Origin of the sequence: Pseudooceanicola lipolyticus (genome assembly GCF_002786325.1) — a bacterium.
GTDB lineage: Bacteria > Pseudomonadota > Alphaproteobacteria > Rhodobacterales > Rhodobacteraceae > Pseudooceanicola_C > Pseudooceanicola_C lipolyticus.
In genome coordinates this window covers 1-17,634 of record NZ_PGTB01000080.1, presented here as the reverse complement: position 1 = coordinate 17,634, position 17,634 = coordinate 1, and the positions used below count along the sequence as shown (strand labels likewise).

Sequence of the window (17,634 nt, the reverse complement as noted above, 5' to 3'; positions counted from 1 at the left end):
CGCGCCGCTGCCCGCGCCCGGCAGCTTGCCGCGCCCGCCGGCGCAGCGCATCGCGCTGGCGCAGGATGCGGCGTTTTCCTTCACCTATCCGCATATCCTGGCAGGCTGGCGCGCGGCGGGGGCGGAGATATTGCCGTTTTCCCCGCTGGCGGACGAAGCCCCCGATCCACAGGCCGATCTGGTCTGGCTGCCCGGCGGCTATCCCGAATTGCATGGCGGTAGGCTGGCCGCGGCCGAGCGCTTCCGCGCCGGCCTGCGCAACCATGCCGAGACCCGGCCGGTACATGGCGAATGCGGTGGCTATATGGCGCTGGGCGAGGCGCTGGTCGACAAGGAGGGCAGGCGCCACCGGATGGCCGGGCTGCTGGGGCTGGTCACCAGCTATGAGAAACGCAAGTTCCACCTGGGCTATCGCCTGGCCACGCTGCAGGCGCCGATGCCGGGCTTCGGCGCGGGGGCGGCACTGCGCGGGCATGAATTCCACTATTCCACCATCCTTGACGAGCCCGACGCGCCGCTGGCCGATGTCGTCGATGCCGATGGCAACCCGGTGCCCGAGACCGGCTCGCGCCGGGGCAACGTGACCGGCACCTTTTTCCACCTGATTGCCGAGGCCACCGCATGAGCGGGTTTGTCAGCTTTGTCGGCTCGGGCCCCGGTGATCCCGAACTGTTGACGCTCAAGGCGGTTGACCGGCTGAAACGCGCCGAGGCGGTGCTGTTCGACGATCTCTCCTCGGGGCCGATCCTGACCCATGCGGCCAAGGGCGCCGATCTGGTCGGCGTTGGCAAACGCGCCGGGCGGCCTTCGCCCCGGCAGGATCACGTCAGTCGTCTGCTGGTGGATTACGCCCGGACCGGCGCGCGGGTGGTGCGGCTGAAAAGCGGCGATGGCGGCATGTTCGGACGGCTGGAGGAAGAGCTGACCGCGCTGCGCGCCGCGGGGATCGATTACGAGATCATTCCCGGCATCCCCTCGGCCTGTGCCGCCGCCGCCGCCGCCGGCATCCCGCTGACCCGGCGGCTGACCGCACGGCGGGTGCAGTTCATCACCGGCCATGACGTGACCGGCGCGCTGCCCGAGGATCTGAACCTGGACGCCCTGACCGATGCCGAGGCGACCACGGTGGTGTTCATGGGCAAGCGCACCTTCCCGAAACTGGCTGCGCTGCTGATCGCCAACGGCCTGCCGCCGGCCACCCCCGCACTGCTGGCCGAGGCGGTCAGCACGCCGGAGCAGCGGCTGTTGCGCTGCAGCTTTGGCGAACTGGCGCAACAGCTTGAATCTGCCAGTTCGGCACATCCCGCACTGATCCTCTATGGACCGCTGGCCGAAGTCGGCTCCGCGTAGATCAGCCTTGACGCATGGCCAGCGGATCGCCAATGGTCAGGGCTACGGTGCCGCCGCCGCCAAGGTGTCGGATAATAGGGAATAGGGTGAAAGGCCCTGACTGCCCCCGCAACTGTAAGCGGTGAGCATGTTCGCAATATCCACTGGCCTCGCGCTGGGAAGGAAGAACATGCGGCGATCCGCGAGTCAGGAAACCTGCCGTGCAAGTGAAACACGCCGCGTGGTCGGCGCAACATCCGCCGGGGATGGCGGCAAGGAGATCGAAATATGCATATCGAACCGGGAATCGTTCACGGCGCCAAGCTGGTGCTGGCCTATGGCACCGCCGCGGCGTCGGCGGGGGTCGCGCTCAAGCTGATCGCCGATGAGGTCAAGGGCCGCGGCCTGGCCAGCTTTGCCGCCCGCGCGATGATGGCATCGGCCGCGGTGCTGGTGTTCTTCGAGATCCTGCCGCATTTCCCGGTCGGTATCTCCGAGGTGCACATCATCCTGGGCACCACGCTGCTGTTGCTGCTGGGCACCGGCGCGGCCGCCTTCGGGCTGGCCGCCGGCCTGCTGATCCAGGGCATGTTCTTCGCGCCCACCGACCTGCCGATGTATTTCGTCAACGCCACCACGCTGCTGGTGCCGCTGTTCGCGATCCACGCGCTGGCCCGCCGGGTGCTGCCCGCCGACCGGCCCTATGTCGATCTGGGCTATGGCGACGTGCTGAAACTGTCGATGGTCTATCAGGGCGGCTTGGTGGCCTGGGTGGCCTTCTGGGCGTTCTACGGCCAGGGCGTGTCGGTCGACACGCTGGCCTCGGTCGGCAGCTTCGGCGCCGCCTATCTTTGCGTCATCCTGTTGGAGCCGCTGGTGGATCTGGCCGTGCTGGCCGGCGCCAAGGCGTTGAAGGGCTTGAACCATTCCGGCCTGGTGACCCCGCGCCTGTACAACGCCGCCTGACACCACCCACCTCACCACACAGGAGGCCCCGGCCGCGCAAGCGCCGGGGTCTTGTTCTGCGATGAAACAGCTTTTCCTGATCGGGATCGGCACCGGCAATCCCGACCACGTCACCCAGGAGGCGCGCAGGGTCCTGTTGCAGGCCGACCTGGTGCTGATCCCGCGCAAGGGGGCCGACAAGGCCGACCTGGCCGATCTGCGCCGGGCGATCTGCGCCGCGATCCTGCCCCAGCAGGGCGGGCCGCGCCTGGTCGAGTTCGATCTGCCCCGCCGCGGCGACTCGGCCGCCTATCTGGCCGAGGTCGATGCCTGGCACGATGCCATCGCCGCCGCCTGGCAGGCGGCGCTACACCCGCATCGCGGCGCGCCACGGGTGGCACTGCTGCTCTGGGGCGACCCGTCGCTCTATGACAGTTCGCTGCGCATCGCCGCGCGGCTGGACCCGGCGCCGCAGATCCAGGTGGTGCCGGGGATCACCGCGCTGCAGGTGCTGACCGCGGCGCACGCGATCCCGGTCAACCAGATCGGCGCGCCGTTCATGGTGACAACCGGCCGGCAGCTGCGCGAGGCCGGCTGGCCGCCCGGCACCGATACCGCGGTGGTGATGCTGGACGGGCATTGCGCCTTCCAGGGCCTGCCGGGCGAAGCCTATGACATCTGGTGGGGCGCTTTCCTGGGGATGCCGCAGCAACTGCTGATCCACGGGCGGCTGGCCGAGGTCGCGCAGCGCATCGTCGAGACCCGGGCAAAGGCGCGGGCAGAGCATGGCTGGATCATGGATATCTACCTGCTGCGGCGCCGGTAGGCGGCAAGAATTTTGCGCCCGCCGCAGCGCGGCGCGCCGTCGAGGCGCGGCCGCGACACCCCCTCGAAATCGCCGCCAAAGATAGTACACTGCGCCGATGACCAACCCGCTGCCCCCGGACGATCTGGGCGATCTTGTCGCCTGTCCCACCTGCGACGCCCTGCACCGGCTGGGCGCGGTGCCGGTGGGCGCGCGGGCCAAATGCACCCGCTGCGGCACCGTGCTGATGGCGCCGCGCGCCGGGGCGATGACCCGCATCGTCATGCTGGCCGCCACTGCGCTGGTGCTGATGGTGGCGGCTGTGTTCTTCCCCTTCCTCGATCTCAGCGCCGCCGGCCTGTCGCAGCACAGCTCGGTGCTGGATGCGATCACCGCCTTTTCCGACGGGCTGCTGCTGCCGCTGTCCTTCGCGGTGGCGCTGCTGATCGTAATCCTGCCGGCGCTGCGGCTGCTGGCGATCCTCTACGCCATCGCACCGATGATGATCGGGTATCACCCGCTGCCCCATGCGCAGCGGGCCTTCCGCCTGGTGCAGGTCCTGCGCCCCTGGGCGATGGCCGAGATCTTCATCGTTGGCGTGGCGGTGGCGCTGGTCAAGGTGGCCGGCCTGGCCACGGTGTCGCTTGGGCCGGCCTTCTGGGCCTTCGCCGCGCTGGTGCTGGTGACCGCGCTGAAAGATAACTTTATGTGCAAGTTGACGGTTTGGAAAACGCTGGAAAACAGAACCGCGTCGTGACGGCGCGCCAGGCCGGCCTGGTGGCGTGCACCAGCTGCGGCCGCGTCCATGCGCAAGCGGTCCGTGAATGCGCGCGCTGTGGCGCCGCGCTGCACAGCCGCGCGCCGGCCAGCCTGCAGAAGGTCTGGGGCTGGTGGCTGGCCGGGGTGATCATGTATATCCCCGCCAATTTGTCACCGATGCTGCGCACCTCGACCCTGGGCCGCGAGTCGGCCAACACCATCCTGGGCGGCGTCTTCGAACTGATGCATCACGGATCCTACGGTGTGGCGCTGATCGTGTTCATCGCCTCGGTGCTGATCCCGGTGGGCAAGTTCGTCGCCATCGCCTATCTGGCGATCAGCGTGCGCTATGCCTCGGCCCTGCGCCTGCATGCGCGCCAGCATCTCTACGAGGTGGTGGAATTTATCGGCCGCTGGTCGATGCTGGACGTGTTCGTGGTGGCGATCCTGTCGGCGCTGGTGCAATTCAACTTCGTGGCCAGCGTGCATCCGGGAATCGCCGCGGTGACCTTTGCCTTGTCGGTTGCGTTTACCATGCTCTCGGCTCAGAGTTTTGATTCCAGGCTGATTTGGGACGCGGACGAGGCCCCTGCGACATGACCGACACACCGACACCCCCTGAGGCCGAGATCGTACGGGCCCGCCGGTCGCCCTGGCGCAACCTGTCGGTGGTCTGGCTGGTGCCGCTGGCGGCGCTGGTGATCTCGCTGCTGATCGCCTGGCGCAGCTATGCCGATCGCGGCACGCTGATCCAGATCACCTTTGAAAACGCCGCCGGGGTGGCGGCGGGGGAAACCCAGGTGCGCTATCGCGACGTGGTGATCGGCGTGGTCGAGGAGGTGGGATTCACCAGCGGGCTGGAAAATGTCGTGGTCTCGGCCCGCATCGACAAGGACGTGGCGCCGTTCCTGAACGACACCGCGCAGTTCTGGGTGGTGCGCCCCGAAGTGTCGACCCGCGGCGTATCGGGCCTCAACACCGTGCTCAGCGGCGTCTATATCGAGGGCACCTGGGACCGCACCGGCGGCACCGCGCTGACCGAGTTCGCGGGGCTGGAAAGCCGCCCGCTGGTGGATGTGACCGAACGCGGCACGCGGGTGACGCTGCGCACCAGCGACGGCAACACGCTGCCCGCCGGTTCGCCGATTTTCTATCGCGGGGTCGAGGTCGGCCGGACCGAGAAGCCGCAGCTGAACAACAGCGGCAGCGTGGTCGAGATCCGCGCCTTCATCGAAGCCCCGCATGACCGGCTGCTGACCACCGCGACCCGGTTCTGGGACACATCGGGATTCCAGGTGTCCTTCGGGCCCAGCGGCCTGCGGCTGGACGTGGAAAGCTTTGCGGCGCTGATTTCGGGCGGGGTTGCGTTCAACACCTTCTTTTCCGGCGGCCGGCCGGTGCAGGCCGGGCATGTCTACGACCTTTACAGCGCCGAAGAGGACGCCCGCGAAAACGCCTTCGCCCGGGTGTCCGGCGCCTCGGTGACGCTGGCCGCGGTGTTCACCGAAGGCGTGTCGGGGCTCTCGGCCGGGGCGGAGCTGACCTATAAGGGGCTGAAGATCGGCGAGGTGGCCACCTTGTCGGCCTTCGTGGATGACAGCGAGCGGCAGCCGACGGTCAAGCAGCTGGTCACCCTGCGGGTCGAGCCCGGGCTGATGGGGCTGGACGATGACGCCACCGCCGAGGCGGTGCTGGACTTTCTCGCGCCCGAGGTCGAGGCCGGGCTGCGGGTGCGGCTGGCCAAGGCCAACCTGCTGACCCCCGGCCTGGTCGTGGAACTGGCCGAGGTGCCCGATGCGCCGTCGGCGCAAATCGACCGCGATGCCGATCCTTATCCGGTTTTGCCCAGCGTGGCGTCGGAGCTGCCCGACCTGAACGCCACCATGGAAGGCATGATGAAGCGGATCAACGCGCTGCAGATCGAGGAGCTGATCGCGCAGGCCACCCGCATGATGGCCAGCATCGATGCCCTGGCACGCGACGACCAGACGCGCGCCGCGCCCGAAGCCTTTGTCGGGCTGGTGGAGGATGCCCGCGGCCTGGTGGGCAGCGCGGTGGTGCAGGCGCTGCCGGGCGAGTTGCAATCGGCGGTGGACGAGCTGCGCGCCACCGTTTCGGGCGTGGCCGAGGCGCGGCTGGTCGAACGCCTGGCCGAGACGCTGGACAAGGCCGATGTGGCGGTTGGCAATATCGCCAGCGCCTCGGAACAGGCGCCGGCCCTGATGGAGGATCTGCGGGCCCTGACCGAAAAGGCCCGCAACCTGGAGGCCGAGGAACTGGTCGCCAGTGCCGACCAGTTGCTGCAGAGCCTGGACGCGCTGATCGATACCGAGGCCGCCCGCGCGCTGCCGCCGACGCTGAACGCCACGCTGGACGAGGCGAAGACGCTGCTGACCCGGCTGAGCGAGGGCAAGGCGGTGGACAATGCCAATGCGGCGCTGGAATCGGCGCGCGGCGCGGCCGAGGCGCTGGAAGAGGCGGCGCAGGGCCTGCCGCAGCTCTCGGCGCGGCTGGACAGCCTGGTCAGCCGCTCGGAAGCGCTGATCGGCGCCTATGGCGACCGGTCCGAGTTCAACCGCGAAACCCTGGGCATGCTGCGCGAGGTGCGCACCGCTGCACGGTCGCTGGCCGACCTGGTGCGGATGCTGGAACGCAACCCCAATTCAATCCTGTTCGGAAGGTAGATGATGTCTGTTCTGCGCGCCCTGATGTTGATCCCTTTCGTTGCCCTGGCTGGGTGCGGCGGCCAAGACGCGCGCTATCTGCTGGACAGCCCGATGCCACAGCGCCAGTCGCGCGTGCCGCTGTCGACGATCGAGGTGCGCGAAGTGACGCTGCCCGCCTATGCCTCGGCCACCGAGATCATGGTGCAGGACCCGGATGGCGCGTTGCGCCCGGTGCCGCGTTCGGCCTGGGCCGATGACCCGGTGCGCGCGCTGACCCTGGCGCTGGCGCGCAACCTCGACGCGGCGTCGAGTGCCACCGCGATGGGCGAGCCCTGGCCGCTGGAACAGCCGGCCGATGTGCGCATCGATGTGCGCATCGAACATATCGTGGCGCAATCCGACGGGCAGTTCCGCCTGGCCGGGCAATATTCCGTCGCTTCGCCGGACTTTGTCGTGCGCGAGTCGATCAACCGGTTCGACATCCTTCAGCCGCTGGCAGACACCACACCCGCGTCGGTGGCCGCGGCCTCGGGCGCGGCGGTGCTGGCGCTGGCCGATCTGATCGTCGCCCGGCTGCGGCGCTGACGGCCCGCCTTTTGCGCAGATGCCGGAGGCAGGGGCGGATTTACTGCAAACTTAAAACTTTAAGCTTGAAGCATTATGCGGTGGTGCTAGGCTGATCCTGCCCGGCGCGCATTGCTCCGGGCCATACGACAGGAGGCCCGCCATGCCGAATCCTCAGCTCGACCCGTCCGCGCACGCCGACACATTTGCCCGGGACAACCTGCCGCCGCCCGAGCTGTGGCCCGAGCTGTTGCTGGACGGGGTCGACTATCCCAAGACCTTGAACGCGGCGGTCGAACTGACCGACCGGATGGTGGAAAACGGCTTCGGTGACCGGCCCGCGCTGGTCGGCAGCGGGCGGATGCGCACCTATAAGGAATTGACCGACTGGACCAACCGGATGGCGCATGCGCTGGTCGAGGATTTCGGGCTGAAGCCGGGCAACCGGGTGCTGATCCGCTCGGCCAACAATCCGGCGCTGGTGGCCTGCTGGCTGGCGGCGACCAAGGCCGGTGCGGTGGTGGTCAACACCATGCCGCTGCTGCGCGCCAAGGAGCTGGGGCAGATCGTCGACAAGGCCGAGGTGCAGTTCGCCCTGTGCGACACCCGGATGATGGACGAGATGGCCGCCTGCGCCAAGACCAGTAAGTTCCTGACCAAGGTGATCGGGTTTGACGGCACCGCCAATCACGATGCCGAACTGGACCGCGCCGCGCTGGCCAAGCCGGTCAAGTTCGATGCGGTGCCGACCTCGCATGACGATGTGGCGCTGCTGGGCTTCACCTCGGGCTCGACCGGGGTGCCCAAGGCGACGATGCATTTCCATCGCGACATCCTGCTGATCGCCGACACCTATGCCAAAGAGGTGCTGTCGGTGACGCCGGAGGATGTGTTTGTCGGCTCGCCGCCGCTGGCCTTTACCTTCGGTCTGGGCGGGCTGGCGGTGTTTCCGCTGCGGTTTGGCGCCTCGGCGGTGCTGCTGGAGGCGGCGACGCCGCCCAACATGATCGAGATCATCGAGAAATACCGCGCCACCATCTGCTTTACCGCGCCGACCGCCTATCGCGCGATGATGCGGGCGATGGATGACGGCGCCGACCTGTCCTCGCTGCGCTGCGCGGTCTCGGCGGGGGAGACCCTGCCGGCGCCGGTTTTCGACGAATGGGTGAAACGCACCGGCAAGCCGATGCTCGACGGCATCGGCGGCACCGAGATGCTGCATATCTACATCTCGAACCGGTTCGAGGATGCCCGCCCCGCCTGCACCGGCAAGCCGCTGACCGGCTATGTCGCCAAGGTGGTCGACGACAACATGGAAGAGGTGCCGCGCGGCACGCCGGGCCACCTGGCGGTGCGCGGGCCGGTCGGGTGCCGCTATCTGGCCGATGACCGCCAGACCGCCTATGTGCGCGACGGCTGGAACCTGCCCGGCGATACCTTCGTGCAGGATGAGGACGGCTATTTCCACTTCGCCGCGCGGTCGGACGATATCATCGTCTCCTCCGGCTATAACATCGCCGGCCCCGAGGTCGAGGCGGCGCTGCTGGCCCACGCCGCGGTGCTGGAATGCGCGGTGATCGGCGCGCCCGATGAAGAACGCGGTTTCATCGTCGAGGCGCATGTGGTGCTGGACAGCGGTTTTGAACCCAGCGAGATGCTGGTCCGCGACCTGCAGGATTTCGTCAAGGCCAACATCGCGCCTTATAAATACCCGCGCCGCGTGGTCTTTGCGAAAGAGCTGCCGAAAACCGAAAGCGGCAAGCTGCAGCGCTTTCGCCTGCGCTCCTGAGCCAGGGCCCGGGCGTGTCCCGGGCCTTGCCACGCACGGCCCCGTGCGGCTAGCATCGGCCCAGTTCTGCCGGGTCGATTTTTCATGCGTATTTTTCTGTCTCTTTGCGTGGCGCTTGCGCTGGCCCTGACCGGCCTGCCGGGGCCGGTTGCGGCCAACAGCATGATGATGCAGCGCCAGCAGCAAAACATGATGATGCAGCAACAGCAGCAGCGCATGATGCAGCAGCAGCAACAGCAGCGGATGATGCAGCAGCAACGCGAGATGCAGCGCCGCCAGCAGGAACAGATGCGCCAGCAACAACAGGCGATGCAGCAGCGCCGGTTGCAGATGCAGCAGCGCCAGCAGCAGATGCAACTGCAGCGCCAGCGGATGGCCGATCAGCGCCGGTTGCAGCAGCAACAGCGCCAGCAGCAGATGCAACGCCAGCAGGCGCAACGCCAGCAGCAGATGCAGCGCCAGCAGGTGCAGCGCGAAACTGCGCAGCGTCAACAGGCCCAGCGGCAGCAGGTCCAGAAGCAACAGACCCAGCGGCTGCAGACCCAGCGCGTCGCCCGCGAACAGGCGCTGCAACGCGAACGCCAGCAGCGGCTGGAACGGCTGCGCCAGCAGGACCGCCTGCGCCGTCAGACCGAGGAACGGCGCAAGGCCGACGACCGCGTCGCCCTGACCGCACTGCTGTCGCAGCGCACCGCCTCGGCGGCAATGCGCAGCCAGATCGCCCAGCGTCAGCAGGGCGTCGCGGCGAATATGAACACCCTGCGCGCCGCGCGCGGGCAACTGCCCAATGGCGCGGGGGCACAGGCCGCCAATGCGGCGCGCACTGCGCAGGCCAGCGCGCAGACGGCGCGCGCGAATGCACTGAAGGCCTTCCGGGATCGGAAGGGGGGAGGCGGCGGCAAGCAACCACCCGGATCGGGCGGGGGCGGGACCAAGCCGCCTTCGGGTCTGACCAGCACATTCAATGACAGCCTTCACGTCGGCAAGGCGCTGAACCACGCCAAGTCCATCACCGGCCCCAAGATCGTGCTTGGCAAATATCCGAACTATCCCGGTGTGGCGCAGTATTCCGGCGCGACCAAGTTTCAGGTCAGCCCGCAGAAATGGGACTCGATGACCAAGGTTCAGCAATGGCGCATGAACCGGCAGTTTCTGGATCAGCAGATCCAGAACAAATCTCGGGTTGTGCTGGCCTCGCCGGCGGCCAAGGCAAACGGTTTCTACGCCTGGGAAATCAGCTATCTGCGGTCCAAGGGCTTCAGAGTGTCCAAGGACGGGCTGGAGATGGTCCGGCCTTGATCCCTCACATCTCGCTGCGCGCGGTCCAGCTGTTGCCCTTCTTGGTCATCCGCAAAAACAGCGGGTCGGTGCGCCGGGGGCAGGAGGCGGCGGTCATGTCCGACAGCAACCGCATCAAGGGGTCGTTGCCCATGCGCATCTCGCAGCGCTGAGTCAGGACCACCTCGCAGGAAAACGCCTCGGCGGCGACCTGGAAACATTTCTTCGAGGCAACCCCGGTGCGATAGACGCAGGCCCCCATGCCGGCAAAACCTTCGCAGATCTTGGACCGGACCGCGCCCATCACGTCCTTGTCGGTGGGTTCGGGGATCTCGCGATACAGCTCGGTGCCCGGCGGGACCAGCGCCGCCAGTTCCGCCTTGGCCGGGGCAAAGCCCAGTTTCGACGCTTCGCGATACAGGTCGATGGCGTCGAAAAAGGCGTCATCGCCCTCTTGCGTCATCAGCGTCTGCGTCGCCTTCAGATGCAGGGCCGGGGGATAGGCGCGCTCGGCCGCGGCGTCGATATAGGGCTGGGCATTCTCGGCATCGCCCAGGAAATCGAGCACCCGGCCGAGCTGGTACAGTTGTCGCGTCGCGCCGGGGTCATGTTCGACCGCGGCGATGCAGGCATCGATGGCGCGGTCGAAATCGTAATCCGGCGGCGTGTCCTCCAGCTTGACGCCCGGCGCGGGCTGATCGGGGTCGGACGGGTCGCCGGCCAGCAGGTCACATTCGGTGATCCCGCTGCGGTCCGGCACGCCCGAGGGCGGGCGGATCAGCAATTCGGCGATGGTCGCATCCCAGTCCATGCCATCGGCATCGGTGCCGGCGCCGTAAAGCTGGCCGCCGTCGGTGGGTCCAAGATCGGCCAGGGTGAACTCCATCACCCCCTGGTCGGCGCTGTCGATCGACAAGACCGCGCCGTCGCCGCCGCCTGCCACATCGAACCCGGCGAGGATATGGTCGTTGTCGTAAAGTGCGCAGGCAAACGCCGCCAGCGGGCGGGCACTGTCGCCGGTCTCGATGACAATCCGCGCGCCATTCTCGATTGCCGCTGCATGACCGGCGCAGGCGCGTGCGCGGCCACTGACCAGCGCCGCCTCGGCGGTTTCGACATAGGCGTCAAAACCGGGGAAATCGCTGGAGAGTTCGGCAAATGCGGCGATTTCCGCCTGCACCGCAGCGATCCCGTCGCGGTCCATCTCGCGCGTGTCCAGCTCGGCCCGGTAGCCTGCCAGCCCTGCCTCGATCAGCCGAGTGCTGCGCGCGCCGGCATGTTCGCTCAGCGTATCGGCGATCTCGTCAAAGCCGTGGTTGCGGAATTCCTCCGACAGCGCCAGCCCGGTTTCGACCACCAGGTCGACATCGGCAAAACCCGTGCCGGTTTCGTCGATGATCGCCTGCGCCGCGCCCAGTTGCTCGGCCAGCGCCAGATCGAGGAACCCGGCATAGGCCAGCGCGGCCTCATCCACCGCTGCGCGGGATGCGTTCAGCCCCTCGGGCACCTCGGCCCGTTCCAGCGCCTCCGCGATCGCGCGATCCGCCGCCAGATCGGCCAGCTCGGTACCGGGATGCGCGGCATCATGCTGTTGCAGCCGCCGTTCGATCCAGCTGGCCAGCCGGTCATCGAGAAAGCCCAGGTCGCTGGCGGCGACCGGGCGACGCTGTAATTGTGCGCCGATCTGGCGCGCTGCCTCGGCGATCCCGGTCTGCGGCGTCAGCGCCTTGGACAGCACCCCGGTCCATTCCGCGCGCATGATGTCCTGGCGCAGCTTGGCAAAGCGCATCCGCAGCATCCGCGCGGCGTTGCGGTCATAGATCGCCACCACCTCCAGCGCCTTTTCGACCTCGTCCGCGGCCTTGTCATCCGCCATCTCGTCCAGTTTGTCCCGCACATAGGCGTCAAACCCTGCCGGGTCGCCGGCGATGGACAGGACCGTGTTCTGCGCAAAGGTGGCGAAGGTGCGGAAGGCGCGGGTCTCGGCAACACCGGGCACCGCGCGATAGGGCTGGTAGATCGACGCCAGGCGGGGCAGGTCGTCAAAATCCTTGATCCTGTCGGGGATGGTGGTGGCCGCCTGCTCCAGCCTGGGCAGTTCCATCGCCATCTGCCAGCCTTGCGCGGCGCTGGACTTGGCCTCCAGCCAGGCGGTGCCGTCAACACGGCCGCGGATCGTGACCTCGGTCAGTTTCGGACAGCTTTGCAGCAGGTTGTTCAGCGCCGCACCGAACAGCGTGCCCAGATAGGCGACCTGCGCGTCATAGAGCGCCGCCGTGGCGGACTCGACCGTCACGGTTGCACGGCTGCTGCAGCGCCAGCCGTCCAATATGGTGATCTTGGCGGAATTGTCTTGCAGGAAGGCCAGGTCGCGCGCCAGCGCGGGGCGGGGGCCGGTGACGCATGCAAGTACCAGTGCCAGAACCGGCCCGAGACCCAGAAAAACACTTGGAAACAAGGAATACCGCAGTGTCATCTCTCCGATTGCCCCCGGGTGGCAGCAGCGTCGGCGCGGCCCGGAATGTGCAGCAAGCAGCGCGAAAATGCGCGCGGTTCAAATCTGCGCGACACGGGCGGTCCTGGCAACAGATATCGCGCCCGGCGGCGGCCGGGCGCGATATCAGTATCACCCAATAGAGGAGATTACTTCTTGGGGATCCGCTTCTGATTGATGTTGAAGCTGATGATGATCCGTTCCGACGCATTGCCGGTGCCGTCGGCCAGGTTGGGTTCGACGCTGTGATAGAGCCAGCTGGGGAAGAACAGCATCTTTCCGGCCACCGGCTTGACCTTCACCTTGGTCCAGCATTCGGTCTTGCGCCGCTTGTTGGGAATGAAACTGGCGCTGTTCATGATCTGCACGGTGCGGGGATCGGTGAATTCGATCTGGCCCGCGCCCTCGGGGGCCTGCACGTAATAGACACCGCTCCACAAGGCGCCGGGATGGATATGGGCGCGGTTGGAACTGCCCGGCGGGTTGGTGATCGACCACATGGTGGTGATCTCCAGCCGGGTCTTGGGATCATAGCCCAGGTTCTCGTGAATGCCGCCCAGCATGGTATGGGCGCGGTCGGTCAGCCGCTTGAAGCTGGCCTCCTTGTGCAGGTTGTTGTGGCTGTGCCAGCCGCCGAGCGAGCGGAAGTTCGACCGTTCGATGCCCTTTGAATCGCGGTCGCGCTCGGCATAGATCGCTTCGAGGATGTCCCGGTTCATCGACTCCGCGTCATGCAGCTTGATCGAGTAGATCAGGGTGGGAAAGTAATCGTCGCGGCGCAATTCGTCGGCGCCATCCCCGGTCTCGATCTGTGCGATGGTCCGTGTCATGGGCTTCTCCTTGTCAAAATTCTATGGGTTTCGAATCTGCTTGCCACAGACTGTAGACCCGGGAAGAAATTCCGTTCGTGACGCAGTTCACACTAATGTTATTCACAACTATCGGGCGGTTGCACGGTTTGCGCAACCTTTGCGTCGGTTTCCAGAATCGCGGCGATCACCTTCATCCGCGCGGGCATCACGCTGAGGATCGCGTCGCTGTCCACCGGTGGGATGCGGCCGGGATGGCGCAGCAGGCCATAGGCGAATAGCAGGCTTTCGGCCAAATCCTCGCCCTCGGGATGCGCGGCGGCATAGGCGGTGACGAATCTGCCGTCGCTGTCCTGCGCCGCGCGCCAGGCCGGATCGTCGCGATAGGTGGCGTCCAGCGAGGCATGCACCGCCTCGTGCATCAGCGACTCTTCCAGGTGGTTCTGCGCGATCCGCAGCGTCGTCCGGTCCTGGTACATGAAGATCTTGCCCGGTCCGCCGTGAAAGCCCTGGTCGCCCTTGTGGATGCCGAATTGCCGGATGCCGGCGCGCAGCAGCGGCGGCAATTGTCCCAGGCCGCGGACATAGCGCATCGCCTCGACCCGGGCTTCGGCCTCGGTGGCGAATTCCGGGTTCAGCACGATGTCGATGGCCGGGCCATCGCTGAAATAGGCCTGGAACAGAAAGGTTTTCAGATCGGCTTCGCCATCCTGCCGCTTGTCCCACATCTGCCGGATTGCGCGGCCACGATAGTCCAGGCAGACAAAGCTGCTGGGATCGTCGGTTTGAATGATGTCGAAAACCGTGTCGGCGGTGGAGTCGAAGGGCGGCTCTTGCGCCCGGCCGCTGGTTGCCGCGACGAGCATGGCAAACGCCAGACAGGCGGGTTGACAGATCGCGGCGGCTTTGAAGATCTGGCGGAAATTCGGGCCGGGCAGGAACACCATGGGCAAACTCGTCAATGGAACGGTCAGGTTGATCGGCTGTGAAACAATATGGCAATTTTTTGGCACGCGGCGCAATCTTTGCAATCTGGGCGGGAACCGAAGAGGGCGAGATACCTCGCCAGTCCCCAGTCTTGGTTCATGCCACCTGATCCTGAATGCTGTCAGCGGGCAGGGCGCGCGTGCCGCGTCAGGGGCGATGCTGCGGCCGCCGTGATCAAACCGCGACAATCCAATTGACCGGCTTGCCAAAGCCGACCAATCTCGGCGCCATGACAGCTCCTCTTCCGCGCAGCAAACCCGACCCGATCCCGGCCCTCCACACGGTTCCCGAACACCGCGCGGGCGAGGCGAAACGGGCGATTTACGACGACACCAAACAGGTCTTGCGCGTGCCCTGGATGGGGGTCGTGGCGATGGCGCTGACCCATTACCCGCAATTCTGGGACACGCTGTGGCGCGGGCTGCGGCCGATGGCGCAAAGCGCCGAATTTGCCTCCGCCGCCCGGCGGCTGCGGCTGGTGGCCGAAAGCGGCGTGCAAGAGATGCAGGTGCCCGAGATCACCGAGCGGCTGGAAGACCTGGGATATGGCGCGCGCGAGATCCGCCAGATACGCGACCTGGTCGAGGTTTTCGGGCAGGGCAATCCGGCCTACCTGCTGATGGCCACCATCGCGCGGCTGCTGCTGGAAGGCCATGACCTGAGCAACAACCGCAAGGTCACGCCGTCCAGGCCGACCGCCACGCCCGAAGCCGCGCTGATCCTGATGGAGCCGCATCACGCCGATGCGATGATCCAGAAGGTCTATGCCGATATCCGCCAGACGCTGGGTCTGCCCTTCGTCAACACCGATTACCGGGCGCTGGCGCGCTGGCCGAGCTATTTCCAGCTGGCCTGGACTGGCGCCAAACCGCTGGTGGGCAGCGTCGATCACCTGGCCACGGTCGAGATGGTGCATGCCGAGGCGGTGGACCTGGCCCTGAGCCTGCCCAATCCCGGCGGGCTGAGTGCCGCCGGGCTGAGACGCGCCGCCGCGCAGGACGCGCCGTTGGAAGAGGTTCTGGCGGTGGTGCAGCTGTTCCAATGGCTGTTGCCGGAACTGGTGGTCAATATCGCCTGTTTCCGCGCCCAATTGTTGGGCTGAATTAGGGATTTAGCCAGAGTCGCAATGACCCGGACGGCGGCGCAGTAGCGCCGCCGTCTTGCTTTGTGCCCTTCGGGTTGAACGCCATTGAACTCCCCGCAAAAATAATTCAGAGTAAATCAGTCGGGAATAGAACCGGGGCGGCTCTGCCGCGTCCGCCAATGATGGAGACGATATGGCACAGACCGAAACCGCACAGTTGACCCCTGATGCAATCCGCGAGGCGTTCAAGACGCGCGGCGGCCGGGCGCGGGACGTGGCCGAGGCGCTGGGCCTGCGCGAAGCACAGCTGGTGGCGGCCCATATCGGCCAGGGCACCACCGCCATCGCCGCCCATCCCGACCGGCTGATCCCGGCGATCGAGCGCCTGGGCACCTGCATGGCGCTGACCCGCAACGCCAGCTGCGTGATCGAAAAGGACGGCGTCTATTCCGATTATCATCCGGGCGAACACGCGGCGATGACGCTGAACCCCGATATCGACATGCGCCTGTTCCCGAAACATTGGGTTCACGGTTTCCTGCAGGAGCAGGAGACCGATACCGGAATCCGGCGCAGCGTGCAGGTGTTCGACGCCGCGGGCGACGCGGTGCACAAGACCTATCTGCGCGAGGGTTCGGATCTGGCCGCCTGGGCGGCGCTGAAAGCCGACCTGGCGCTGCCCGAACAGCGCGACGTGCTGGAGGTCGAGGACCGCACACCGCCGGAAGGGGCGAAGTCGGACCCGTCCAAGCGCGACCTGTTGCTGAAGGAATGGCGGCGGCTGACCGACACGCACCAGTTCCTGCGCCTCTGCGCCAAGTTCCGCATGAACCGGCTGGGCGCCTACCGGATCGCCGGTGAACCCTTCGTGCGCGCGCTGGCCCCCGCGGCGGTGCCCGAACTGCTGAAACAGGCGCAGCAAAACGCCATCCAGATCATGGTTTTTGTCGGCAATCGCGGCTGTATCGAAATTCATTCCGGCCCGGTCCACACGCTGAAGGCGATGGGGCCGTGGGAAAACGTGCTGGATCCCGGCTTTAACCTGCATCTGCGGCAGGACCACGTGGCCGAGGTCTGGGCGGTGGAAAAACCGACCAAGCGCGGCGCGGCGATCTCGGTCGAAGCCTTCGATGCCGAGGGCAACCTGATCGTACAGTTCTTTCCGGTCGCCAAGGATGACAACGATCACCGCCCGGCCTGGAAGAAAATTGTCGCCGGCCTGCCGGGCCTCGAGGTGCCGGCATGATCCGCGCGCTGGCCCTGGCGGCGGCGCTTGTTTCCGGAACGGCGCAGGCGCAGGAGCGCGTGGTCTCGATCGGCGGATCGGTGACCGAGATCGTTCACGCGCTGGGCCAGGGGGACCGGCTGATTGCGCGCGACACCACCTCGACCTATCCCGAAGGTGTCACCGCGCTGCCCGATGTCGGCTATCTGCGCGCGCTGTCGCCCGAGGGCGTGCTGAGCACCGCGCCCGACCTGGTGCTGGCCGAGGAGGGCGCCGGCCCGCCCGAGGCGCTGGAGGTGCTGGAAAATGCCAGCGTTCCGGTGGTGATCGTGCCGAATGAGCCGAGCCCCGCCGGCGTGCTGGCCAAGATCCGGGCCATCGGCGCCGCGCTGGCGACCGAAGCCGAGGCCGAGGCGCTGGCCATTGCCATCGGCGAGAGGCTGGATCAGGTCCAGGCCCGCATCGCCGGACTGCCGCCAGAGGGGCGCAAGCGGGTGCTGTTCATCCTCTCGACCCAGGGCGGTCGCATCCTGGCCTCGGGCAGCGGCACATCGGCGGATGCGATGATTGCGCTGGCCGGCGGCGTCAATGCGGTCACCGGTTTTTCCGGCTACAAGCCGCTGACCGACGAAGCGGTGATCGAGGCGGCGCCGGATGCCATTTTGATGATGGCACGCGGTGGCGATCATATTGCTGATCAGGCCGAGTTGCTGGCGCTGCCGGCGATCTCGGTCACGCCGGCGGCCGAAACCGGCAGCGTGATCCGGATGGACGGGCTGTACCTGCTGGGCTTCGGGCCGCGCACCGCCGATGCGGTGGCGGACCTTGCCGCCGCGCTTTATGGCGAGTGAGGTTGTCGCGGCCGCCCCCGGCGCGGCGCCGCGGGACCGGATGGCGCTG

General features: G+C 66.9%; 15 protein-coding genes, 1 pseudogene and 1 riboswitch. Of the genes and pseudogenes, 13 read left to right on the top strand and 3 right to left on the bottom strand.

All coding sequences use genetic code 11. The annotated features are described in order from the left end of the window. The 10 genes and pseudogenes from CVM52_RS16230 to CVM52_RS16185 all read left to right on the top strand — a co-directional run. Positions 1–625, top strand: a pseudogene (locus tag CVM52_RS16230) (cobyrinate a,c-diamide synthase); the annotation flags it as partial. Continuing rightward, positions 622–1,350 (top strand): uroporphyrinogen-III C-methyltransferase, encoded by a 729-nt coding sequence (cobA, locus tag CVM52_RS16225; protein WP_100163522.1) that lies wholly within the window; start codon positions 622–624, stop codon positions 1,348–1,350. The pseudogene CVM52_RS16230 and the gene cobA, both read left to right, overlap by 4 nt. 28 nt (positions 1,351–1,378) lie before the next feature. Further along, a riboswitch (cobalamin riboswitch) is annotated at positions 1,379–1,567 on the top strand. Between the two features lie 50 nt (positions 1,568–1,617). Then, positions 1,618–2,295 carry an energy-coupling factor ABC transporter permease gene (locus CVM52_RS16220; RefSeq protein WP_100163521.1) on the top strand — a complete coding sequence of 226 codons (678 nt, stop codon included), beginning with the start codon at positions 1,618–1,620 and terminating at the stop codon, positions 2,293–2,295. 61 nt (positions 2,296–2,356) lie between these two features. Then, positions 2,357–3,100 carry a precorrin-6A synthase (deacetylating) gene (gene cobF, locus CVM52_RS16215; RefSeq protein WP_100163520.1) on the top strand — a complete coding sequence of 248 codons (744 nt, stop codon included), beginning with the start codon at positions 2,357–2,359 and terminating at the stop codon, positions 3,098–3,100. A gap of 97 nt (positions 3,101–3,197) precedes the next feature. Continuing rightward, positions 3,198–3,836, top strand: a complete 639-nt coding sequence (locus tag CVM52_RS16210; RefSeq protein WP_100163519.1) for a paraquat-inducible protein A — start codon at positions 3,198–3,200, stop codon at positions 3,834–3,836. Next, positions 3,803–4,438, top strand: coding sequence for a paraquat-inducible protein A (locus tag CVM52_RS16205; protein ID WP_100163518.1), 636 nt, complete (start codon positions 3,803–3,805; stop codon positions 4,436–4,438). The genes CVM52_RS16210 and CVM52_RS16205 overlap by 34 nt, the downstream gene beginning before the upstream one ends. Then, entirely contained in the window at positions 4,435–6,522 is a 2,088-nt protein-coding gene (locus tag CVM52_RS16200; RefSeq protein WP_100163517.1) for an MlaD family protein, read from the top strand. Before CVM52_RS16205 ends, CVM52_RS16200 begins: the two co-directional genes overlap by 4 nt. After that, positions 6,523–7,089, top strand: coding sequence for a PqiC family protein (locus CVM52_RS16195; RefSeq protein WP_240620981.1), 567 nt, complete (start codon positions 6,523–6,525; stop codon positions 7,087–7,089). A 142-nt stretch (positions 7,090–7,231) separates the two neighbouring features. Continuing rightward, positions 7,232–8,857 (top strand): AMP-binding protein, encoded by a 1,626-nt coding sequence (locus tag CVM52_RS16190; RefSeq protein WP_100163516.1) that lies wholly within the window; start codon positions 7,232–7,234, stop codon positions 8,855–8,857. Between the two features lie 84 nt (positions 8,858–8,941). Then, a complete protein-coding gene (locus CVM52_RS16185; RefSeq protein WP_100163515.1) occupies positions 8,942–10,156 on the top strand; it encodes a hypothetical protein in 1,215 nt (404 codons plus the stop codon). A gap of 4 nt (positions 10,157–10,160) precedes the next feature. Here the strand turns inward: CVM52_RS16185 and CVM52_RS16180 are convergent, their stop codons facing one another. The 3 genes from CVM52_RS16180 to CVM52_RS16170 form a co-directional block, all read right to left on the bottom strand. Further along, positions 10,161–12,611, bottom strand: a complete 2,451-nt coding sequence (locus CVM52_RS16180) for a coiled-coil domain-containing protein (RefSeq protein ID WP_100163514.1) — start codon at positions 12,609–12,611, stop codon at positions 10,161–10,163. 167 nt (positions 12,612–12,778) lie between these two features. Next, the gene (locus CVM52_RS16175) at positions 12,779–13,459 is read right to left on the bottom strand and encodes a TIGR02466 family protein (RefSeq protein ID WP_100163513.1); all 681 of its coding nucleotides are present in this window, start codon (positions 13,457–13,459) and stop codon (positions 12,779–12,781) included. Positions 13,460–13,557: 98 nt separating this feature from the next. Beyond that, positions 13,558–14,385 (bottom strand): hypothetical protein, encoded by an 828-nt coding sequence (locus CVM52_RS16170; protein ID WP_100163512.1) that lies wholly within the window; start codon positions 14,383–14,385, stop codon positions 13,558–13,560. A 269-nt stretch (positions 14,386–14,654) separates the two neighbouring features. Here CVM52_RS16170 and CVM52_RS16165 point away from each other — a divergent pair, with 269 nt between their 5' ends. The 3 genes from CVM52_RS16165 (at position 14,655) to CVM52_RS16155 (ending at position 17,585) form a co-directional block, all read left to right on the top strand. Next, positions 14,655–15,527, top strand: a complete 873-nt coding sequence (locus tag CVM52_RS16165) for a halocarboxylic acid dehydrogenase DehI family protein (RefSeq protein WP_172721017.1) — start codon at positions 14,655–14,657, stop codon at positions 15,525–15,527. Positions 15,528–15,702: 175 nt separating this feature from the next. Beyond that, entirely contained in the window at positions 15,703–16,755 is a 1,053-nt protein-coding gene (locus CVM52_RS16160; RefSeq protein WP_100163510.1) for a hemin-degrading factor, read from the top strand. Next, the gene (locus CVM52_RS16155; protein ID WP_100163509.1) at positions 16,752–17,585 is read left to right on the top strand and encodes a heme/hemin ABC transporter substrate-binding protein; all 834 of its coding nucleotides are present in this window, start codon (positions 16,752–16,754) and stop codon (positions 17,583–17,585) included. The genes CVM52_RS16160 and CVM52_RS16155 overlap by 4 nt, the downstream gene beginning before the upstream one ends. Positions 17,586–17,634 lie beyond the last annotated feature (49 nt).